Here is a 24,116-nt window from a genome sequence, read left to right as displayed (position 1 = left end):
CCGCAATCCCCTCCGGCAGAGCCTTTATGCGCGCATCGCCAAATTTTGCCGGACGACGATATTGACCGGCGGCGTCGCCTTTCGTTCGACAACTCGAAGCAGCGCCAGCGGTGCGGCACAAGGCCGTTCTCGTGCCAGATCTTGACGACCGAATACGCCGCCATCTCAGCCGCCTATGCGGCTTCAAGCCTTGCACAGCAAGCGGCAATTCTTCGCGCGTCTTATCCATCACGTGGGCATGCAACAAGGCCGGTTGCCCAAAGGATGCCGCCTGTAGAGCGAAAGGCGTAGCATATACTCTCTCATTTTTCGACTACAATTCAGGGCCGCACATCGAGCGGTCCTCGTAGATCCGATCCTGATAATCTCGCGGGAGGTGCCTGCCATGTATCGCAACGCTCGTCGGTGGACCTCGCGCTCACTCCTAGTGGATTCGTTGATTCCCGGATGGCTGACCATCGGCGGCAAGGGAAGGCCGCGCAAGCCTGGCGAAAGGCACGAGGACAGTGCTCAACTTGCGGCATCCGTGCAAACTGCGGATGGAAACAAGTATCGTAGCCTTGTCGACAATCCCCAGAACAACGCGGCGCTCAACGAGCATGACTCTGAACATAGAGTGAGCGTGATCGACGACCCGGACGGTCGGGCCAATATCACCCGCGTATCGCCGTCCTTGCCCGAAGTTTTCGCAACAAATCGCGAGACGGGGGTGCGAAGCGATGACACTGCCGCGTCTGTGTTGCCCGCCCACACGCCTGGTTTTGCAGGTTTCGGGCGGAATGCGAACGGAGTTGCATTCGGGGCTCAATCGTCCCTTTATCGCACCTACGCTGGAATGAGCCTCATAGGCGATGATCCTTTGGCTCCGTATATGCCGCAAAGCCCTGCACCGACAGTTTCGGGGCAAGGTTCTGCTGCGGTGACGGCTGAGCGCACGCACTCGGGCAAAGTCGTCATTCTCGAATCGACGCCGTCGGCGCAGTCGACCGGGCAGCATGCTGGAGCAAATGCGCTGGCGTTTGGCATGCCCTTTGGTGTGTGCGGGTGCGGCTATTATACTTCCCCCACGCGGATTCTCGATTGGGCCCATGGCGGCGCCTTGCTTCAGCAAGATGGTCAGTTGCCGGGAACAAGGCTGACGGAAGGGCCGGACTATGTGGCGACGATCAAGAAGGCCATCGGCGCCTCGATCAGCGACCCGCTTCTCGATCGTAGCCTGTCTCCTCTCTCGGGCTGGCGCGGGACCGCAACGTGGATGGATTCGACGATCTTGAACGGATCGTTGCCCGGTGGCGGAGAAATCGGAACGGGCACGGCCACATCCAAGGGTATCGGTACCCTTTCCGGCTCGGTGACGACGCCGCCTCAACCTACTGCGCAGCGCTCGTTGACGACGCAAAATCTGGCCGCCGCTGCGGCGGTGGCCAGCAACGCGATCGTGCTGGAAAACCAGAAGCAGGGTAATCCAGAGAGCGAATGGGGCATCGACGGTGCGGGCAGCACCAACATCGAAGGGTTTGCGACCGACATCAGCGTCGACAACGGCAAGACGGTCAGCTTCAAGATCAATACCAATTCCACCAACTACCGGATCGACATCTATCGGCTCGGCTATTATGGCGGCATGGGCGCGCGCAAGGTCGCGACCATGCAGCATACCGGGTTGCAGACGCAGCCCAACCCGTTGCGTAATGCCACAACCGGCACGGTGGATGCCGGCAACTGGGCAGTCTCGGCGTCGTGGACGGTACCTGATGATGCCGTCTCGGGTGTCTACATCGCCAAGCTCGTGCGTCAGGATGGCACCTCTGGTGAAAATCACATCCCGTTCATCGTGCGGGATGATGCCAGCCAGAGCGACATCGTCTTCCAGACCGCAGACGAGACCTGGCAAGCTTACAACGGCTGGGGTGGCGCAAACCTCTATGGAGGCAACGGCCCGGCGACGGGGCAGGGTGCTGGCCGCGCCTATGCGGTCAGCTACAACAGACCGATTGCGACCCGCGGCGGGGTCGGTACCTATGCCGGGCCGCAGGACTATCTGTTCGGCGCCGAATATGCCGGCATCTACTGGCTGGAACAGAACGGCTATGATGTTTCCTATATGTCGGGTGTCGACGCCGACCGCTATGGTAGTCTCCTGCTCAATCACAAGACATATATCGATGCGGGGCACGACGAATACTGGTCCGGTCAACAGCGAACCAATGTGGAAGCTGCGCGCGATGCGGGCGTCAACCTCATGTTCTGGAGCGGTAACGAGGTCTATTGGCGTACCCGTTGGGGCAATGCCTATAGCGCCGACGGCACGCCCTATCGCACCCTGATCACCTACAAGGAGACCTGGGCCAACAGCGGCATCGATCCTTCCAGTGAATGGACCGGCACCTTCCGCGATCCACGCTTCAGCCCGCCTGCCATCGGCGGCGGAAACCCGGAAAACTCACTGACCGGACAGTTGTTCAAGGTCGACGATGTCGGCAACAATCTCGCCGCGATCACAGTCGGATATGACGACGCCAACCTGCGCTTCTGGCGCAATACGAGCGTCGCCAATCTTCAGCCCGGCCAAACGGCAACGCTCACCAAGAACTATCTTGGCTACGAGTGGGACGAAGCGTCCGATAACGGCTTCGATCCGGCGGGGCTTGTAAAGCTGTCATCAACAACGCTTCCGGTCAGCACCTATTTGCTCGATTACGGAAACACGACCGGCAGTGCGACCTCGACCCACAACCTGACGCTCTATCGCGCGCCCAGCGGTGCGCTGGTGTTCGGCGCCGGTACTGTCTACTGGACATGGGGCTTGAGCGACAATCACGACAATCAGGCGACCCCGACCGATCCCCGCGTGCAGCAGGCAATGGTCAATCTGCTCGCCGACATGGGCATTCAGCCGGGGACACTGCAATCCGGGCTTACTGCCGGGACTGCTTCGTCAGACCATACTGCTCCGACCTCGGTCATCACGGTACCCGCCACGGCTACGGTTGGATCCACCGTGACGATTACCGGCACCGCTACCGATACGGGAGGCGGGGTCATCGCCGCGGTCGAAGTCTCGACCGACAACGGGGCGAGCTGGCATCCGGCGACGGGCGATGAGAACTGGACTTATACCTGGTCGCCGCAGACCGCGGGCACCTACACCATCCGGTCCCGCGCCGTCGACGATAACATCAACCTGGAGACACCCTCGACCGGGCGCACGGTTACCGTCAGCGGACCGAGTTACACCTCTCTCTTCGGTTCGGCGACGCCAGCGGTCGTCAACACCGGCGATACCTCAGCCGTTGAACTCGGCGTCAAATTCCAGACCTCGGTGGCAGGCACCGTCACCGGCATTCGTTTCTACAAGGGCGATCTGGATACTGGCACGCATACCGGTTCATTATGGTCGAGCACCGGCACGCGGCTCGCGACCCTCACCTTCACGAATGAGACAGTCAGCGGCTGGCAGACTGCCTATTTCACCAGTCCGGTATCGCTGACGGTCGGACAAACCTACACCGCGTCCTATCACACGAATAGCGGTCATTATTCCACGACCACCGGCTACTTCAGCTCGAACGTAACGAGCGGCCCGCTCACGGCACCGGCTAGCGGCAACGGCGTCTACCGCTACGGCAGCAACAGCCTATTCCCCACAAGCACATTCCAGTCGACGAATTATTGGGTCGATGTGATGTTTACCACACCGAGCTCGAACACGACGCCGACGGCGGTCGCCGATGCGGGGAATGCGACCGAGAAGGGCGGAGTGGCCAATGGTTCGGGCGGTGTGGTTGCCAGCGGCAACGTGCTGACCAACGACACCGATCCGGATACCGGTGACACCAAGACGGTCACGGCGGTCGTCTTTGGTGCGACATCGGGCACGCTTGGCTCGGCGCTGAACGGCACCTATGGCAGTCTCGTGCTCAATGCATCGGGCACCTATAGCTATGCCGTCAACGAGAACAATGCGACCGTCCAGGCGCTGCGGCAGTCGACCAACACGCTCAGCGATGTCTTCAGCTACACGATGCGCGATAGCGCCGGCGCCACGGCCACGGCGAACCTGACCGTCACCATCCATGGCGCCAATGACGCACCGGTGCTGGCCGTCCAGACGACGAGCCAAAACGCCACCGTCGGCTCCGCCTTCTCTTTCGCCGTTCCCTCAACGACCTTCACCGATGTCGACAGCGGCGAGACGCTAACCTACTCGGCAACGGCAGCCGACGGCACGGCGCTGCCTTCCTGGCTCTCCTTCAATGCCTCGACGCGGACCTTCTCCGGCACGCCGACGGCAGCAGGCACCTATGGCGTCAAGGTAACGGCAACCGATCTCGGCGGCCTTGCCGCTAACGAGAGCTTCAACATCGCCGTGTCGACGCCTGGCAATACGCCGCCGACGGCAGTTGCCGATGCGGGGGATGCGACCGAGAAGGGCGGAGTGGCCAATGGTTCGAGTGGCGTGGTTGCCAGCGGCAACGTGCTGACCAACGACACCGATCCGGATACCGGTGACACCAAGACGGTCACGGCGGTCGTCTTTGGTGCGACATCGGGCACGCTTGGCTCGGCGCTGAACGGCACCTATGGCAGTCTCGTGCTCAATGCATCGGGCACCTATAGCTATGCCGTCAACGAGAACAATGCGACCGTCCAGGCGCTGCGGCAGTCGACCAACACGCTCAGCGATGTCTTCAGCTACACGATGCGCGATAGCGCCGGCGCCACGGCCACGGCGAACCTGACCGTCACCATCCATGGCGCCAATGACGCACCGGTGCTGGCCGTCCAGACGACGAACCAAAACGCCACCGTCGGCTCCGCCTTCTCTTTCGCCGTTCCCTCAACGACCTTCACCGATGTCGACAGCGGCGAGACGCTAACCTACTCGGCAACGGCAGCCGACGGCACGGCGCTGCCTTCCTGGCTCTCCTTCAATGCCTCGACGCGGACCTTCTCCGGCACGCCGACGGCAGCAGGCACCTATGGCGTCAAGGTAACGGCAACCGATCTCGGCGGCCTTGCCGCTAACGAGAGCTTCAACATCGCCGTGTCGACGACGTCGACCAGCTACAGCCTGTTCTCAGCCTCCAGCACGCCGACCCAGACGAACCTCAACGATGGCCAGCAGCTCGAACTCGGCGTCAAGTTCACGTCGAACGTTACCGGTGATGTCACCGGCATCAGGTTCTATCGCAGCGCCAACGACAATGGCCAGAACGTCGTCGACCTGTGGAGTTCCACGGGCACCAAACTTGCCACCGCAACCTTCACCAACACCACGGCAAGCGGCTGGCAGACGGCGAACTTCGCAACCCCGGTCACGATTGCCGCCAATACAACCTATGTCGCCTCCTACCACACGACAGGAGCCTATGTGGCGACCAACAATTTCTTTACGGCCGCCGTGACCAGCGGCCCGCTGACGGCGCCGGCCACCGGCAACGGCGTATACACCTATGGCGGCTCCGCTACCGCAGGGATTTTCCCGAATTCCACCTATAGCGCCGCCAATTACTATGCCGATGTGGTCTTCCGTCCGGCATCGACGACGCCTGGCAATACGCCGCCGACGGCAGTTGCCGATGCGGGGGATGCGACCGAGAAGGGCGGAGTGGCCAATGGTTCGAGTGGCGTGGTTGCCAGCGGCAACGTGCTGACCAACGACACCGATCCGGATACCGGTGACACCAAGACGGTCACGGCGGTCGTCTTTGGTGCGACATCGGGCACGCTTGGCTCGGCGCTGAACGGCACCTATGGCAGTCTCGTGCTCAATGCATCGGGCACCTATAGCTATGCCGTCAACGAGAACAATGCGACCGTCCAGGCGCTGCGGCAGTCGACCAACACGCTCAGCGATGTCTTCAGCTACACGATGCGCGATAGCGCCGGCGCCACGGCCACGGCGAACCTGACCGTCACCATCCATGGCGCCAATGACGCACCGGTGCTGGCCGTCCAGACGACGAACCAAAACGCCACCGTCGGCTCCGCCTTCTCTTTCGCCGTTCCCTCAACGACCTTCACCGATGTCGACAGCGGCGAGACGCTAACCTACTCGGCAACGGCAGCCGACGGCACGGCGCTGCCTTCCTGGCTCTCCTTCAATGCCTCGACGCGGACCTTCTCCGGCACGCCGACGGCAGCAGGCACCTATGGCGTCAAGGTAACGGCAACCGATCTCGGCGGCCTTGCCGCTAACGAGAGCTTCAACATCGCCGTGTCGACGACGTCGACCAGCTACAGCCTGTTCTCAGCCTCCAGCACGCCGACCCAGACGAACCTCAACGATGGCCAGCAGCTCGAACTCGGCGTCAAGTTCACGTCGAACGTTACCGGTGATGTCACCGGCATCAGGTTCTATCGCAGCGCCAACGACAATGGCCAGAACGTCGTCGACCTGTGGAGTTCCACGGGCACCAAACTTGCCACCGCAACCTTCACCAACACCACGGCAAGCGGCTGGCAGACGGCGAACTTCGCAACCCCGGTCACGATTGCCGCCAATACAACCTATGTCGCCTCCTATCACACGACAGGAGCCTATGTGGCGACCAATAATTTCTTTACGGCCGCTGTGACCAACGGTCCGCTGACGGCGCCGGCCACCGGCAATGGCGTCTTTGCCTATGGCGGTTCCGCTACAACGGGTCTCTTCCCGACCAGCAGCTTCAATTCAACCAATTACTACGCCGACGTCGTCTTCCGGCCCCAGCTTGTCGCGTGACGCCAAGGATAGGATAGGGATCGGTTTCGGAGGCCAAAACGACTCAAATGCGTGAGCGAGGGGCGCTGCCTCCCCTCCCATTCAAGGGACACCGATGAACAGGATCGAGCGACTCCCGGTAACCGTGCTGGCCGGTTTTCTCGGCGCCGGCAAGACGACGCTCCTCAGCCACGTCCTGAATAACCGTCAGGGCCTGCGGGTCGCTGTCATTGTCAACGATATGAGTGAAGTGAACATAGACGCCAGTCTCATTCGAGACGGCGGCTGCAACCTGTCGCATACGACGGAGACGTTGATCGAGCTCAGCAATGGCTGCATATGCTGTACCCTGCGCAACGACCTCCTGACGGAAGTACGACGACTGGCAGAAGAGCAGCGATACGATTATCTGTTGATCGAAGGCACGGGCATTGCCGAGCCATGCCCTATCGCGGCAACCTTTTCCTTCCGCGACGAGAACGGCGTCTCGCTCGCCGATTTTGCCAGGCTCGACACGATGGTCACCGTGGTCGACGCTGCAAACCTGTTGGCCGACTACAGCAGTGCCGATCTTCTTGCCGACCGCGGCCTGCAGCGCGACGGCGAGGACCGGCGCACACTCATCGACCTTCTGGTGGATCAGATCGAGTTTGCCGATGTTGTCGTGATCAACAAGATCTCGGAGGCGAGCGAAGAGATCCGCGCGGAAGTCCGCAAGATAGTTGCCGCGCTCAACCCCGATGCGCGCCAGGTGGAGACTGATTTCGGCGAGGTTTCTCTTTCGACCATCCTCAATACGGGCCTCTTCGATGAAGCAAAGGCCGCCGCCCATCCGTTGTGGCACAAGGAACTGTACAACCCGGGCGACCATGTCCCAGAAACGGAAGAATACGGGGTATCGAGCTTTGTCTATCGCACGAGGCGTCCCTTCGACCCCAGGCGGTTTCGAGCATTCCTGGACGAGCCTTGGCCGGGGGTAATCCGCGCCAAAGGCCATTTCTGGCTTGCCACGCGCCCGCGTCATGTGGGCCTGATGTCGGCGGCCGGGGTACAGCGGCGCTGCGAGCCCATGGGGCTGTGGTGGGCAGCCGTGCCCCGGCAGGATTGGCCTAGCCATCAGCAGTTTCGTCAGCATCTTGAGAGCCGGTGGGACAGGGCTTGGGGCGACCGTCGGCAGGAACTCGTATTCATCGGTGTTGATATGGACGAGACAGGTGTGCGGACCGCATTGGACGGATGCCTCGCCAGCGCCGATCCGCGCGACTGGGCCACCCTCGAAGATCCGTTTCCTGCCTGGTAGCACGGGGCGGCGCAGGTCCGCTCGCGTTAACCGGCTCGACCCGCCGCACCCGCACTGAATTCCTTTCCAACCGGCGTCAGAAACTTGGCAGTTGCCATAGGCAGCTTTCGGGCTTTTTCGGCCGGTAGGCGTTGAGGGTAATCATATGGGCGTAGGGGATACCTCCCTCATACCCCGGATTGCTGTCGTACATTCCCATGGCAAAGGTGCCAGAATGAACCTCTTGCTACAGCGGCCGAAGGGCTGGCCGATGCGGAAGGGGACGCCGCTAATGCGGAGAATTCATGTTAGTAATCGTGAGTACCTGAGTACATTTGATGGAACGTTGAGTATCTGTCGTGCATCCGCTGCCTGGAGCGCAGTCCTTGGATCCGCGACGGTCGTGTCTTCGACGAATACCGATGGTTCCCCAAGCTTTACCAATCAGGGCAGCGCAACCGTCCAATCCTCCTTCACAGGCACGGTCACATCTTCCCTGATATCATCAGACGACATGCAATCGTCCCCCGGATCGTCGACCGCAATGCCGGCGCCTGGAGGCGATGGCGGGGCGCAGGACACCTCCACAAAGACGGCGTCGGTTGCGACGGTCTTCCAGAGCCCTCCTTCGACATCCGAGCGCACCGTTCTTGGCCCGGATCCGTTCGAGGAGGCTGCAACACTGCCTGCCGCTCCGGCGCTGACGGGTGTTACCAGCGATGCCGATGCCGGCAGCGCTAAGACGGCGGCGCCGGCCAGTTCTTCCAGCAGTGTCGGCACGACTTCATTGCGCCTTCAGGCCTCGATAGCATCCATCTCGGTGGAGCCGAGCGAGGACATTTCTGCTGAGACGCCCGCCGCCGCGACGGCATTGGCGGCGCCAGCGACGGCAACTTCGGCGGCTTCGGCGGCAGCGACTTCGGCGGCGTCGGTCGCGGCGGTAACGCCCAACAAGATCGCGCTCGAAAACCTGAAGCAGGGCAACCCGATCAGCGAATGGGGTCTGGAGGGCGACGGCGGCGGCACCATCCAGGGCTTCGCCACCGAAATCAGCACAAATATCGGCCAGACGGTCGATTTCAAGATCGCCACCGATTCCACCCATTACCGCATCGATATCTACCGCATGGGCTATTATGGCGGGGACGGGGCGCGCAAGGTCGACTCCATCGAGCAATCGCTGACGACGGCACAGATCCAGCCACATCCGATCGTCGATATGTCGCTCGGCCTCATCGACTGCGGCAACTGGTCGGTCTCGGCGAGCTGGGAGATTCCGACGGACGCGGTCTCCGGCGTCTATTTCGCCAAGCTGGTGCGCGAGGACGGCGTTGAAGACGCCAGCATCATTCCTTTCGTCGTGCGCGACGACGCCTCCACCAGCAATATCGTCTTCCAGACGTCCGACACGACATGGCAGGCCTATAATGCCTGGGGCGGCGCCAGCCTCTATTATGGCCAAGTGCCCGTCGATCCGGCAGACATGATCGGTTACCTGCCGCCGAACTGCAGCTGCGGCCTGCAGGCCATCGGCCGGGCCTCGGCGGTCAGCTATAACAGGCCGATCATTACCAATACGAGCCCGATCGGCGGCTCGCACGATTACATTTTCGGCGTCGAATCCTCCGCCATTTCGTGGCTGGAACAGAACGGCTACGACGTTTCCTATATTTCCGGCGTCGATGCGACGCGCAACGGCGCGCTGCTGCTCAACCACGATGCCTATCTCTCGGTCGGGCATGACGAATATTGGTCTGCCGAACAGCGCGCCAATGTCGAGGCGGCGCGCGATGCCGGCGTCAACCTCGCCTTCTGGAGCGGCAACGAGTGCTACTGGAAGGTCCGCTGGGAAAGCAGCATCGACGGCAGTGGCCAGGCCTACCGCACCATGGTCTGCTACAAGGAAACCTGGGGTACGAGCACGGATCCGAGCAATGTCGGCACCGGCACCTGGCGCGATCCGCGCTATGCCGATCCGGGGCAGCAGCCGGAGAATGCGCTGACGGGCACGATGTTCCAGGTGGACAGCTACCGCCAGGATACGATCTCCATCCCCTACGACTATTCGAACCTGCGCTTCTGGCGCAATACCGACGTTTCGGAACTGCAGGACGGTGAGACCTACAATCTCGTGCAGAATCTGCTCGGCTACGAATGGGATTCCGATGTCGAGAACGGATTCCGTCCGGCCGGACTGATCAACTTGTCGCTCTCCTCGGTCTCGGTGAGCACGTATTTGCGCGACTATGGCGCGACGGTCGGCGATGCAGTGGCGACCCATAGTCTCACCATGTACCGGGCGGCAAGCGGCGCGCTGGTCTTCGGCGCCGGCACCGTCTTCTGGTCCTGGGGGCTGAGTGACAACCACCAAGGTCCGGCAACCTCGACCGATCGCAATGTGCAGCAGGCGATGGTCAACATGTTCGCGGACATGGGCATTCAGCCGACCACGCTGGATGCGAGCCTGATCCTTGCGACACAATCGACCGACACGCTGAAGCCCACTTCGTCGGTCACCTCGCCGATCGTCGGCGCAGGCTTCCTCGAAGGGCAGCATGTGACGATCACGGGAACGGCGCAGGATTTCGGCGGCGGCATCATTGCCGGCGTCGAAGTCTCGACCGATGGCGGGCAGCACTGGTTCAAGGCTACTGGCCGCGAGAGCTGGAGCTATAACTGGGTCGTCCAGGCGAGCGGAACCTACACGGTCATGTCACGGGCCGTCGACGACAGCGTCAATATGGAGGCGCCGTCTGTCGGCAAGCAGGTCACCGTCACCCTGCCGAGCACGCAGGGCCTATGGACGCTGGCGGAAAAGCCGGCGGTCGAATTGGCGATCGATCGCGATTCCGTCGAGCTCGGCCTGCGCTTCCAGGCGACGACGGCGGGCTTCGTGGAGGGCATCCGCTTCTACAAGGGCTTCTACAATATCGGCGACCATGTCGTCAGCCTCTGGAGCGCCGACGGAACACTGCTGGCAACGGGAGTATCGGTCGGCGAGTCGTTGTCTGGCTGGCAGACGGTGCTGTTCTCCAGCCCGATCCAGATTGCCGCCGGCACGACCTATGTGGCCTCCTATCACAGCGGCGGCTTCTACTCCGCCACCCAGAATTATTTCGCCAGCCCCTATGCCAGCGGCGCGCTGAAGGCGGTCGATGGCGGCGGCGTCTATGCCTATGGCGACAATGCCGGCACATTTCCCGGCCAGAGCCCCGGCACCGGCACCAACTACTGGGTCGACGTCGTCTTCGATGCCGGTCCCAACAGCGCGCCGGTTGCGACCGACGATATGGGGCTGACCATCACCCGCAACGACAGCGTCGTCATCTCGATTGCCTCGCTCATCGGAAACGATACGGATCCCAATGGCGATGCAATGACGATTTCGGCCGTCGGCAATGCCGTCAACGGGACGGTGACGCTCAATAGGCAGAACGGCACCGTCATCTTCACGCCGACCAACAATTATTCGGGTCCGGCAAGCTTCACCTATACGCTGTCGGACGGACGCGGCGGCACCGATCAGGCCAACGTCAGCCTCACGGTAAACCAGGGCCCTGCCGGGGAAACGCTGTTTACATCAAGCGAGGGGCCTACGGGCGCCAGCTTCAACGACGGTCAGTCGCTGGAACTCGGGATGAGGTTCGTCGCTTCGTCCAGCGGCATGATTACCGGCATCCGCTACTACAAGACCGCCGGCGATACCGGCGCCCATACCGGCTCCCTCTGGACGTCCGACGGCACGCTGGTCGCGACCGTCAGCTTCGCCGACAGTGGATCGGTAAGCGGCTGGCAGACCGCGACATTCACCAACCCGGTGCATATCGCGGCCGGCACGACCTATGTCGCCTCCTACAGCACTACAGGCTCCTATGTGGCGACGGCAGATTATTTCACGTCAGCCCATACCAACGGCGGACTGACGGCGCTCGCCGGCAACAACGGCGTCTACGCTGTGGGGGGCTCGGCATTCCCGACCTCCAGCTATCAGTCGTCGAACTACTGGGTGGATGTCGTCTACACCCAGACAAGCAATGCGGTGCCGGTCGCCGCCAATGACAATGGCTACACGACCTATTCCAACACGGCGCTGTCGATTGCCGCAGCCAGCCTGCTTGCAAACGACACCGATGCCGATGGCGACCCACTCAGCATCACCGGAGTCAATAGTGCCGTCAACGGAACGGTGACCTTCAACAGCCAGACCAAGTCCGTCATTTTCACCCCGACGGCGGGTTATACGGGTGCGGCAAGCTTCTCCTATTCGATCGCAGATGGATATGGCGGCGTAGCGTCGGCCACCGTCAGCCTCACTGTCGGCACGCCGCCCGTGCAGGGAACGACGTCAAGCCTGTTCAGCGGCGCCGATACGTCGGGTGTTGCCGCCGCCAATGACGCCAACTCGGTCGAACTCGGCGTCAAGTTCATCGCTTCCGCCACCGGCCAGATCACCGGGCTCACCTATTACAGGAGCGCCCAGGATACCGGTACGCATGTCGGCTCGCTCTGGACGGCGAGCGGCCAGGTTCTGGCCCAGGCGACCTTCATCAACGAGACGGCGAGCGGCTGGCAGACGGTTTCTTTCACCCAGCCGATCAATGTTACGGCCGGCGCCACCTATGTGGCGAGCTACCATTCGAACGGCTTCTATTCCGCAACGGCGAACTACTTCACGACAGACCATACGAACGGCGCGCTGACGACACCGTCGAGTGCTGCAAGCGGCGGCAACGGTCTTTATGCCTATGGCTCGGGCAGCCTGTTCCCGACCGCGTCCTACAATGCGAGCAACTACTGGGTCGACGTGCTCTATCAGCAGGGCGGCGCGCAGAACGCGGTTCCGGTCGCCGCCAATGACAGCGGCTTGTCGACCAATACCGGCACGCCGATCACCATCCAGGCCTCAGTGCTCCTGGCAAACGACACCGATGCCGATGGCGATCCGCTTGTCATCACCGGCGTCAGTGGCGCGGTCAATGGCTCAGTCGCATACGACGCCCAGACCCAGATGGTGACGTTTACGCCGACGGCAGGCTATTCGGGACCGGCGAGCTTCAGCTACGCAATTGCAGACGGCAAGGGCGGCACGGCGTCGGCGCAGGTTGCGCTCACCATCAACGGCGGCCAGACGGGAGGGCCGGAGCAGAATCTCTTTGCCGCCGATGCGACGCCTTCAATCGTCTCCGTCAACGACAACCAGCCGGTTAATCTCGGCATGAAATTCCAGGCCGATACGGCAGGCTGGGTCACCGGCATCCGCTTCTACAAAGGGGCAGACAATACAGGCCCGCACAACGGCTATCTCTGGACCGCCTCGGGCACATTGCTCGGCAGCGTCAGCTTCAGCAACGAAACGGCAAGCGGCTGGCAGACCGCGACGCTCACCCAGCAGGTGGAGGTCGCCGCAGATACGACCTATGTCGTTTCCTACAGCACCAACGGCAATTATTCGGCGACTGGCAATTACTTCAGCGCCGATGTGACGAACGGCGACTTGAGGGCGCTCAGCGGCAACAACGGCGTCTATGCCTATGGCTCGGGCGGCTTGTTCCCAAGTGCCAGCTATAACAGCACAAACTACTATGTGGACGTAGCATTCAGACCGCAGCTCGCGGCGTAGAAGAAGCGAGCGGGGAGTACCAATGACGAGTGCAGACAACAGACTTCCGGTCACGGTCCTTGCCGGCTTTCTCGGCGCCGGCAAGACGACGATCCTCAACCATGTCCTGCGCAATCGCGAGGGGCGTCGGGTCGCCGTCATCGTCAACGACATGAGCGAGGTGAATATCGATGCCGATCTCGTGCGCGACGGGGGAGCGAACCTGTCGCGGACGGACGAGACGCTGGTGGAGCTCACCAATGGCTGCATCTGCTGCACATTGCGCGACGATCTCCTGAGCGAAGTGCGCCGCCTCGCCGCCGCCGGCCGTTTCGATTATCTGCTGATCGAGGGCACCGGCATTGCCGAACCGTTGCCGGTCGCAGCGACCTTCTCCTTCCGCGACGAGAGCGGAGCAGCCCTCTGCGACGTCGCGCGGCTCGACACGATGGTTTCCGTCGTCGATGCGGTCAATCTTCTGGCCGATTATGCGAGCGCGGAGTTCCTGAGGGATCGCGGCGAGAGCCGGGACGGAGACGACGAGCGCAAGCTGGTGGAACTGCTCGTCGAGCAGATCGAATTTGCCGATGTCGTGATCATCAACAAGGCGCAGGATGTGCCGCCTGCAGCGCTTGCCGAGGTTCGCCGCGTCGTTGCCGCGCTCAACCCCGATGCCCGCGTCATCGAGACCGGCTTCGGCCAGCTGAAGCTCGACGCCATCCTGAATACCGGCCTTTTCAGCGAAGCGAGAGCTGCCCGTCATCCGCTGTGGCACAAGGAACTCTTCGGTTGGGGCGACCATGTGCCGGAGACGGAGGAATACGGTATTTCGAGCTTCGTCTATCGCAGCCGCCAGCCATTCGATCCCTCCAGGCTGCGTGATTTTCTCGACAGGAAATGGCCGGGCCTCATCCGCGCGAAGGGCCATTTCTGGCTGGTGACAAGGCCCGACGAGATCGGCCTGCTGTCGATTGCCGGCACGCAGTGCCGCATCGACACCAAGGGCTTCTGGTGGGCGTCCGTGCCGAAGGCGCAATGGCCGCGTTATCCGCAGTTCCGCCAGCTCATCGACCGGCATTGGGACGAGGTCTGGGGCGACCGCCGCCAGGAACTCGTTTTCATCGGCGCCGGCTTCGACGAGGACGCAATCCGCACCGCACTCGACGACTGCCTGACCGGTGAGGAGGCGGGCTTCGATCCGCAGAAGGCTGCCGGGCTTCGGGACCCGTTTCCGGCCTGGCAGCACGCACATTCACATCGGTAGAGCATCCTAGTGGACGTAAGACGCCCAAGGTGAAGACGTTTTGATTATCAACCAGAGGAGAGAACTATGAGCAACGAACTCTATGCAGATGGCATCGGCGAAATCACCATCACCGGTACAATCGTGCGCATCGACCTGATGTCGCTCTCGGCCACCGATCGTGACGCCAACAACAATCCGAAGCCGGTATTCCGCCAGCGCATCATCATGCCGGTCGATGCCTTCGCCAATGCGGTCGACCTCATGCAGAAGGCGCTTGGCGGGTTGGTCGAGGCGGGCGCGGTCCGTCGTATCGGTGATACGTCAACCGCGGCGGCTGCCGATATTCAGTCGGTGCAGGCAGGCGCTTCGAACGCCTCGCCGAACTTCAACTGATAAAACAAATATTGCCTCAGTCTCGTATTGTTTCGGGTGGGCCATGAGTGGTTTTCTGCATACCAACCTGCACTGTCTTGCATTGGTCGCGCGTCATCACGGCGTCGATCTTGCTCCTGAACGATTGCAGCACGATTATGCCGTCGGCAACGATCCTGTTGTCTTGCGGCAGCTGCTGCGCATGGCCAAGGATGCCGGCCTCAGGGCAAAGCATCTGACGCTCGACTGGCGATCCCTGTTCCAACTTGGCGAGGCATTCCCGGTGCTCGCTGAGCTGACGAACGGCAACTGGGTGGTCATCGCCGGCGCTGTCGGGAGCGGGGAGGATGAGAGAATCCGCGTTCTCGACCCGCTGGCATCACGCGCCGAAGTGATGATGCTCAGCGAAGAGCAGTTCGGCAAGGCATGGCTCGGATCGGTGATCCTGGTGAAGCGCAACTATCGCATGTCCGATGAGGACCGTCCCTTCGGCTTCCGCTGGTTCGTCCCCGAGATCATCAAGCAGCGCAGCTTCTTCCGCGATGTCGCGCTCGCCGCCTTCGTGCTCTACGGGCTGGGGCTGACGACGCCGATCTTCTTTCAGCTCGTCATCGACAAAGTGCTGGTGCATCAGAGCTATGCGACGTTGACGGTTCTCACCGCGGGCATTGCGATCGCGCTCGTCTTTGACGCGACCTTTACTTTCCTGCGCCGCTATCTGCTGCTCTATGCGACAAACAGGATCGACATCCGCGTCGCGACCCGCACCTTCGGCCATCTGCTCAACTTGCCGATCGCGCTCTTCGAACAGGCCTCGGCCGGCGTTCTCGTCAAGCACATGCAGCAGACGGGGCGCATCCGCGAATTCCTGACCGGCCGGCTGTTTCTCACACTGTTGGACGGCGTTTCGCTCCTGGTCTTCGTGCCGATCCTGCTTCTCTATAGTGTCAAACTGACGCTTGTCGTGCTCGGTTTCGCAGCCCTCGTGGGCCTCGTGGTGATGATGCTCGTCGGGCCGTTCCAGCGCCGGTTGCAGGCGCTCTACCAGGCCGAAGGCGACCGGCAGGCATTGCTGGTGGAAACCGTGCACGGCATGCGCACCGTCAAATCGCTGGCGCTGGAGCCGCGCCAGCGCAAGGTGTGGGACGATTATTCGGCCCAGTCGATCTCCGTGCGTTTCCGGGTCGACAAGATCTCGACCATCGCCCAGGCGATGACCGGACTGCTGGAGAAGCTGATGAGCGTCGCGATCATCGGCCTCGGCGCGCTCGATGTCTTCAGCGGCGCGATGACGATTGGCGCGCTGGTCGCTTTCAACATGCTTGCCGGCAGGGTCTCGGGACCACTGGTACAGATCGTCACCATGGTGCACGAATATCAGGAAGTCGCGCTCTCCGTGCGCATGCTCGGCGAGATCATGAACCAGCGGCCGGAGCAGGCGGGCCGCGGGCGAGGTGTACGGCCGCATCTGCAGGGCCGTATCGAATTCGACAGGGTCACCTTCCGCTACGGCCCGGACAGCGCGCCGGCGCTCGACAATGTCTCCTTCGCCATTCCGGCGGGCTGCTTGTTCGGGGTGGTCGGCAAGAGCGGCTCGGGCAAGACGACGATCACAAGGCTTATCCAGGGCCTCTATCAGAGCCAGGAAGGCCTCGTGCGCATGGATGGCTATGACAGCCGCGAGATCGACCTCGTGCATCTGAGAACGAGCATCGGCGTCGTGCTGCAGGATAGTTTCCTGTTTCGCGGCTCGGTGCGCGAGAATATTGCCGCCGCCAAGCCTGATGCCAGCATCGAGGAGATCATGGAAGTCGCCCGCATCGCCGGCGCCGAGGAGTTCATCGAGCGCCTGCCGCGCGGCTTTGACACGATGCTGGAGGAAAACGCCTCCAACCTTTCAGGCGGCCAGAAGCAGCGGCTTGCCATTGCCCGCGCGCTTATCACAGATCCGAAGCTGTTGATCTTCGACGAGGCGACGAGCGCGCTTGACCCCGACAGTGAGGCGATCATCCGCGAGAATCTGAGCCGCATCGCCGCCGGCCGCACGGTCGTCATCGTCTCGCACCGGCTTTCGACGCTCGTCGATGCCGATGCCATTCTCGTCATCGACCGTGGCAAGGTCGCCGATATCGGCCGGCACGATCAGCTTGTATCGCGCTGCATGACCTATCGCCACCTGTGGTCCCAGCAGATGAGGCAGGTCGCATGAACGCGCACACCAGAAAACCCAGCGAGAACCTGCCGGTCCCTTCAGACAAAGCGCCCTCAAACAAGGCGCCCACGGGCAAGGGAAGGGAACTGACCGCCCGCCCGCCGCTGCCGCCGGCAATTGCCGAATTCCAATCCGATGCCGTCGAGCTCGAGGAACGTGCGCCGCCCAGAGTTGCGCGCATGACGCTCTATTGCGTAACCGCGCTGATTGCTTCGGCGATCACCTGGGCCTCGGTCTCCTCGATCGACGAGGTGGTGATCGCGCCCGGCAAGCTCGTCACCACCCAGCCGACCATCGTCGTCCAGCCGCTCGAAACCTCGATCATCCGCACGATCGAGGTGAAGGCCGGCGAAGTCGTGCATACCGGTCAGACGCTCGCAACCCTCGACGCCACCTTCAGCCAGGCCGATGTCGACCAGCAGCAGGCGAAATTCTCCGCGCTCGACGCCCAGGTGAGGCGCATCGAGGCCGAGCTTGCCGGCGACGACTATACGAAGATGGCGGGAGATACGCCCGACCAGATGCTGCAGGCGCAGCTCTTCGGCCAGCGACGCTCCTTCTACGTGGCGCAGCTGCAGAATTTCGATCAGCAGATCGCCGGCCAATCGGCCGCTCTTGTGGCGAGCAAAAACCAGGAGGCGGTGCTCAATGACCGACGTGATGGGCTCTCGCAGATCGAAGCAGCGCGGGAGAGGCTCTATGACAACCAGAGCGGTTCGCTAATCACGCTGCTCGGTTCGCGCGACGCCCGCCTCGACGTCGAATCCGATCTGACAGCCGTCCGCGGCCGGGCCGACGAGGCCGCACACTCCTATGCCAAGCTGACGGCGGACCGGCAGGCCTTCATCGAGGATTTCCGCCGGGCGGCGATGGAGCAATTAGTGGAGCTGCGCGGCCAGCGTGACATGGCGGACGAGGAACTAAAGAAGATGGCACTGCGCCGCAACATGGTCGTGCTGACGGCTCCGGCCGATTCCGTCGTGCTCGACCTGGCGCAGCGCTCGGTCGGTTCGGTGGTGCGGGAGGCGGAGCCGGTGGTCACACTCGTGCCCATTAACGTGCCGCTGGAAGCGGAAGTCTCGATTAACACGCGCGATATCGGCCGGGTGGCCGTCGGCAAGGAAGCCCGTATCAAGCTCGACGCCTATCCGTTCCAGAAATACGGAACCGCGACAGGCGAGGTGAGGACCATCAGCCAGGACACCTTCCTAACCGGCCAACAGGAGCAGACCGCCACCCCCGGCCAGCCGGCCGCCCCCTTTTTCAAGGCGCGGATCCTGCTTGCCGATACCCGGCTGAATGCCACAGATGTGCCGGTGCGACTGCTTCCCGGCATGACTGTGACCACCGAAATCAAGGTCGGCAACCGCACGGTGATCTCCTATTTCCTTTATCCGCTGCTGCGTGGCCTCGACAACGCAATACGCGAACCTTAGGACGTGATGGATCAGTCTCCCCGGACTGGGATCTCGAGTAAGATTCAAGGCAGAAATTTCGCGTCTCAAAGCCGCGGCCTGTCGCGCCCGCATGTTCGTGAGGTCGGATCTGCCCGGCTTTCGGCGTTAACTTCGATCGATTGGGAATGAGTGTCGCAATGATTTACGACGTCTGCATTATAGGCGGCGGCATAGTTGGTCTTGCCACCGCCATGGCCGTTCTGGAAAAGCGGCCCGGTGCAAGTGTAGTTCTCCTTGAAAAGGAGCCTGGCTTGGCCGTCCACCAGACAGGGCACAACAGCGGCGTCATCCACGCGGGAATCTACTATGCGCCAGGCAGCTTGAAGGCGCGCCTTTGTCGGGAGGGGGCCGATGCCATCAAGGCGTTCTGCAGGGAGAAGAGTGTACCTTATGAACAATGCGGAAAACTGGTGGTTGCCACCAACGAGCTCGAACACCGCCGCCTGAAGGACCTGGCCGAACGGGCAAAGATCAACAACATCGATATCGAATGGCTCGATCGGAATACGCTGAAACAACGCGAGCCCATGGTCGAAGGCGTCGCGGCAATTTTCGTTCGGGCAACGGGTATCGTCGACTACAAGGCTGTGTGCGTCGCCATGGGCGCTCAACTGGCCGCTCAGGGCGTGGAAATCGAATTGAATACGCAGGTTTCCGCGATCCACGAAACCTCGGATCTCGTCGAGATTGCAGCGGGTGAGCGTCAATGGCGGGCCAGACAGCTGATCGCCTGCGCCGGTCTGCAGTCCGACCGCATCGCCAAACTTGCGGGCCTCAAGATCGATCATCAGATCATACCGTTCAGGGGCGAATATTTCCGCCTGCCGCCGTCGCGGAATGGACTGGTCAGGCACCTGATCTATCCGGTGCCCGATCCGTCGCTTCCATTCCTTGGCATTCATGTCACCAAGATGATCGACGGCAGCCTTACCGTCGGACCCAATGCGGTTCTGGGAATGGCGCGCGAGGGGTATCCGAAATTCAGCATAAACATCCGGGATCTCAGCGAGTGTCTCTCGTTTCCGGGCCTATGGCGGCTTCTCTGGAAAAACGCAGGCGCCTCCGTGCACGAGTTCAGGGACTCGCTGTGGCGGACAAACTATCTGGAAGCGTGCCGCAAATACTGCCCGTCGCTGACACTCGAAGACCTTCAGCCGATGGAAGCGGGCATCAGGGCCCAGGCCGTGATGCGGGACGGGCGTCTGGAGCATGATTTCCTGTTCCTAAAGACGGGTCGCATGCTGCACGTCTGCAATGCGCCGTCGCCAGCAGCCACGTCGTCAATCCCGATCGGCCGGGATATTGCCGACAGGTGCTTTTCCGCCGGCTGAAGAAACCGTGAGGGAAACCGGATGACGTTCAAGACAAGATTTCTCGACCTCGGAATGAACGATGCCGGTCGCTCCGACCGCGGAGCCAGCAGGAGGTCGAACTCGTTCCAGGTCAGGACTGGATAGGGGATCTTGCATAGCTTCGATGCGACCGGTGCCATGCCGCTTGTCCGGCTCCGGGTGGCAGCCTTTTTCGTTTCTTCATTCTGCCGCCGGCGAAAGGGGCTGGTCCGGTTCGATGAAGTCGTTCTGCCAAGCCTTATGTCCTCGCCAGACGTTTGTCAGTTCTGCTCGATTGCCCGAGCGGTAGGGCATCCCTGCCTGTTGTCCCGATCCAGTAGGCTGGTACCCACGCCAGTGACAACAACTATTCTCGCTTCCTTCCCTCGATGGCGTTCCCTACAATCTGCCTGTTCTCCCGCCCTGGAAAGAGGTTTTCATGAGCACGCTTACCCGCTTCTCCGTTCAGCCGCTCTCGACCATGACCCGCCGTCTTGCCGATATCGCCTCCGCTCGTCGCGAACCCGATCTGGTCATCCAGGGCGCGCGCGTCTTGTCGAGCTATTCGGAGCGCTTTCTCGAAGGACGGGAAGTCTGGATTTCGGGTGGCCGCATTGCTGCCGTGAAGCCGGCTGGTAGCTACAGGGGCGGGAGCGCTAAGCTCTACGACGCCAAGGGCGGCATCATCGCCCCCGGCCTGGTCGATCCGCATATCCATATCGAATCCTCGATGGTAACGGCCTGCGCCTATGCCGAAGCGGCCCTCCTCAACGGCACGACGACGATCTTTTGCGACAGCCACGAGATCGGAAACGTCATGGACGTCGCCGGCGTCGAGGCAATGCTCGAGGATGCACGGCAGGCGCCGCTGTCGATCTTCCTGACCGTGCCGAGCACCGTGCCGGCGACGACGCCGGATCTGGAAACAGCCGGCGGCGACCTGACGCCGGACAAGATCGCCGCCCTGTTCGACAAATGGCCGGAAGCCGTGGCTCTTGGTGAGAAAATGGATTTCGTCCCGGTCGCGATGGGCGACGAGCGCAGCCATGCGATCCTGGCTGCGGCACTCGAGCGCGGCAGGCCGGTGTCGGGTCATGTCTACGGACGAGAGTTCGTTGCCGCCTATGCGGCATCCGGTGTCACCGACACGCATGAAGCCATCGACCGCGACATTGCCGACGACCTCCTGGAAGCCGGCGTGTGGATCTTCCTGCGCGGCGGCCCGCCGACGACACCTTGGCATTCGCTACCGCAGGCGATCAAGACGATCACCGAGCTCGGCGCTTCCCACAAGCGCGTCGCCGTCTGCACCGACGACCGTGATGCGGAAGATCTGCTCGCGTTCGGCCTGGACTGGGTAACGCGCGAAGCCGTGAAATACGGCATGAGGCAGGAAGAGGCCTGGGCGATGGGTTCGCTGCACGGCGCGACGCGGTTCGGCATGGAAGGCGAAATCGGCGGTCTGGGCGGCGGACGCCGCGCCGACCTGGTGCTTCTCAACGACGACCTTACGCCGGTCAGCACCTGGTATGGTGGCGAGCTCGTCGTCGACGGCAAGAAGATCACGCCGATCCTCGACGAGGCCCTGTCGAAACCGTACCGCTATCCAGATACCGCCTACCACACGGTCAAGCTGCCAAAAAATCTCAAGCTGACACCGGACCTGCCGACGGAGACGGTCGTCGCTCATACGATCAAGACGGAGCTGCCTGGCATTACGCTGGGCCATGTCACCGTCACGCTGGAACCGGCCAATGACTGGCAGGCGCATTTCGACAAGCACGACCTCTGCTTCGTGACGGTGGTGGAGCGTCACGGCAAGTCTGCCGGCAATATCGCCCACGGACTGCTCAACGGCTTCGGGCTCAGACAAGGCGCGGTCGCATCCTCGGTCGGCCACGACAGCCACAACATTATCGTCGCCGGCACCAATGCAGCGGACATGCAGGTGGCGCTCGACGCGATCGAAGAAAAGCAGGGTGGCGTCTGCTTCGTCATGGACGGCAAGGTGACGGCCATGGTGCCGCTGCCGATCGCCGGGCTTTTGTCCGACAAGCGCGTGCACCAGGTCGCGGACGAGGTAAAGGCCTTGAAGCTCGAATGGGAAAAGGCAGGCTGCACCATCGCCTATATGGGCTTCAACCTCATCCCGCTGTCGGTCATCCCGGAAATCCGGATAACCGACAAGGGTCTGGTGCTGGTGCCGCAAATGGTGATCTCGCCGCTCTTCGAAAAGACCTGACCGCCGGCAATCCGATGGTGAAAGAGGTGCGGATCCTTCGCTGCGACGGGGCAAGAAAACCTAACTCATCGTTAGCAAACCACCATCAGTAAGGTTACGTATCGAGCGCACGTTGTTTGGCAGTAGAGATCAACTCCTTGAAGTGCGCAGCAATCCTACCTTCGCGGCTAGCGTCCTCCGCTTCCCAACCGAACTTCCACGCGTCGTGACGCGCAAGCCAATCCCCGAGGGCACTGGTATCACCAGTAGGCATCCTATGGGCGGCGAGGTATGGGTTTTCGTGAGCCTTCAGGCCGAGCACCCGCGCCCTTGAGCCTGCTTCCTGTAGATCGATCAGCTCTTCAATCGTCATACGCGATCCCCCACGATGTCGGCGAGGGTAACATCGCAGTCCGCGCATGCAAGAGAATGCTAATTAATGGGTTAATTTGGGACAGTTGCCAGTTCGCGGCTGCGCCAGCACGTTGGCATCCGCGTAGGCCATGCCCATGCTGAAAACGCTATGTCGGTCGATCATTGTCATGACTTCGTCGTGCGTGGCGACGATCGCTCCGCGCTGAGCGGCAAGGAAATCCGCCGGAGCGGATCAGCGACACGAGCGCATCCTGAAGAACAAAGCCGATCTTGTCGCCACGCAGGGGTCGCCATTTTCGCCAAAATTGCCGCTACAGCCCTCCGACAACCTTTTATGGGGCAAACTCAGCGTGCGGAGTGGTCGTTCCAGTGGGCCACCGGCAGCAGCCAGAATGAGGTGTCCTGCTCGACGAATGTCAGGGGCCACATCAGCATATGAAACAGAATGGCACCCGGGACGACGAGCGGCGTCGGTCCGTATCGGCCAAACAAGCTGCCAACCGCGGGAGTGCATAAGACCCATGATCAGCCTCACGGGGGAAGGAGCCGACCGCTTTGCAGCGCGGTGGAACCCAGACTGGCATGGCGGGAGGGAGCCAACAGGTCGATGATCGATCAAGCATGCCCATAGATAAAAGACCATGTCCTCCAGTTGACGCGAAACGCTTTTTGACGATACGGCAAGGCGATAGCGTGAACGGCGGATGGTCGGTCCGTGGAGCGGAGCTGCGGAGCATGGGTTTGAAACGGGCGGTGGATTTTTTACTGGCTTTGATTGCGTCGGTGATCCTGCTCCTTCCAATCCTCATCGTCGCTCTGTGTGTTCGCCTCACCTCGCCCGGACCAATCCTCTATTGGTCAAAACGTGTCGGCCGTTTCAATCAGATCTTTCTGATGCCAAAGTTTCGCAGCATGCGCGTCGACACGCCGACGGTTGCCACGCATCTGCTTGAAAACCCGGATCGGTTTCTGACGCCCATCGGCTCCTTTCTGCGCAAATCCAGCCTCGATGAACTGCCGCAGCTCTGGTGCATTCTCGAGGGGAAGATGAGTTTCGTCGGCCCGCGGCCGGCACTCTACAATCAATACGACCTAATAGAATTGCGGACGGCCCATGGCGTCGACAAGCTCTTGCCCGGATTGACGGGATGGGCGCAGATCAACGGACGTGACGAATTGCCGATTCCGGAGAAGGTTAAATTCGATATCGAATATCTCGAACGTCGCTCGCTCGGCCTCGACATAAGCATCCTGTTTATGACGGCCGAGAAGGTAATCCGCCGCAAGGGAATAAGGCATTAAGCTACCTACTTCTGAT

Annotated in this window: 11 protein-coding genes and 1 pseudogene; 10 read left to right on the top strand and 2 right to left on the bottom strand. The window is 61.6% G+C overall.

Annotation, left to right across the window (positions count from 1 at the left end):
- The first annotated feature begins 385 nt into the window (after window positions 1–385).
- The 9 genes from U5G49_RS33865 to U5G49_RS33825 all read left to right on the top strand — a co-directional run bounded on the left by U5G49_RS33865 (window position 386) and on the right by U5G49_RS33825 (window position 22,444).
- Window positions 386–6,727, top strand: coding sequence for a DUF4082 domain-containing protein (locus U5G49_RS33865; RefSeq protein WP_322790958.1), 6,342 nt, complete (start codon window positions 386–388; stop codon window positions 6,725–6,727).
- Window positions 6,728–6,821: 94 nt separating this feature from the next.
- Window positions 6,822–8,006, top strand: coding sequence for a GTP-binding protein (locus tag U5G49_RS33860; protein WP_193445824.1), 1,185 nt, complete (start codon window positions 6,822–6,824; stop codon window positions 8,004–8,006).
- A gap of 250 nt (window positions 8,007–8,256) precedes the next feature.
- Window positions 8,257–13,605 (top strand): DUF4082 domain-containing protein, encoded by a 5,349-nt coding sequence (locus tag U5G49_RS33855; RefSeq protein WP_322790959.1) that lies wholly within the window; start codon window positions 8,257–8,259, stop codon window positions 13,603–13,605.
- A 22-nt stretch (window positions 13,606–13,627) separates the two neighbouring features.
- Complete coding sequence (locus U5G49_RS33850) at window positions 13,628–14,848, top strand: GTP-binding protein (protein WP_193445826.1); 1,221 nt, start codon at window positions 13,628–13,630, stop codon at window positions 14,846–14,848.
- 66 nt (window positions 14,849–14,914) lie between these two features.
- Window positions 14,915–15,223, top strand: coding sequence for a hypothetical protein (locus U5G49_RS33845; protein ID WP_018246620.1), 309 nt, complete (start codon window positions 14,915–14,917; stop codon window positions 15,221–15,223).
- 43 nt (window positions 15,224–15,266) lie between these two features.
- Window positions 15,267–17,411, top strand: coding sequence for a peptidase domain-containing ABC transporter (locus tag U5G49_RS33840; RefSeq protein WP_018246621.1), 2,145 nt, complete (start codon window positions 15,267–15,269; stop codon window positions 17,409–17,411).
- A complete protein-coding gene (locus tag U5G49_RS33835; protein WP_193445827.1) occupies window positions 17,408–18,850 on the top strand; it encodes an HlyD family type I secretion periplasmic adaptor subunit in 1,443 nt (480 codons plus the stop codon). Before U5G49_RS33840 ends, U5G49_RS33835 begins: the two co-directional genes overlap by 4 nt.
- 146 nt (window positions 18,851–18,996) lie before the next feature.
- A complete protein-coding gene (lhgO, locus tag U5G49_RS33830) occupies window positions 18,997–20,202 on the top strand; it encodes an L-2-hydroxyglutarate oxidase (RefSeq protein WP_193445828.1) in 1,206 nt (401 codons plus the stop codon).
- A gap of 439 nt (window positions 20,203–20,641) precedes the next feature.
- Window positions 20,642–22,444 (top strand): adenine deaminase, encoded by a 1,803-nt coding sequence (locus tag U5G49_RS33825; protein WP_193445829.1) that lies wholly within the window; start codon window positions 20,642–20,644, stop codon window positions 22,442–22,444.
- Window positions 22,445–22,538: 94 nt separating this feature from the next.
- Here the strand turns inward: U5G49_RS33825 and U5G49_RS33820 are convergent, their stop codons facing one another.
- Both U5G49_RS33820 and U5G49_RS33815 read right to left on the bottom strand, forming a co-directional pair.
- A complete protein-coding gene (locus U5G49_RS33820) occupies window positions 22,539–22,796 on the bottom strand; it encodes a CrpP-related protein (RefSeq protein ID WP_168319733.1) in 258 nt (85 codons plus the stop codon).
- 102 nt (window positions 22,797–22,898) lie between these two features.
- A pseudogene (locus U5G49_RS33815) lies at window positions 22,899–23,015 on the bottom strand (type II toxin-antitoxin system VapC family toxin); the annotation flags it as partial.
- A gap of 518 nt (window positions 23,016–23,533) precedes the next feature.
- Here U5G49_RS33815 and U5G49_RS33810 point away from each other — a divergent pair.
- Window positions 23,534–24,100 (top strand): sugar transferase, encoded by a 567-nt coding sequence (locus U5G49_RS33810; protein WP_026188787.1) that lies wholly within the window; start codon window positions 23,534–23,536, stop codon window positions 24,098–24,100.
- Window positions 24,101–24,116: the final 16 nt, after the last annotated feature.

The organism is Rhizobium indigoferae (assembly GCF_034554815.1).
Lineage (GTDB): Bacteria > Pseudomonadota > Alphaproteobacteria > Rhizobiales > Rhizobiaceae > Rhizobium > Rhizobium leguminosarum.
This window is presented reverse-complemented; position numbering and strand designations above follow the sequence as displayed.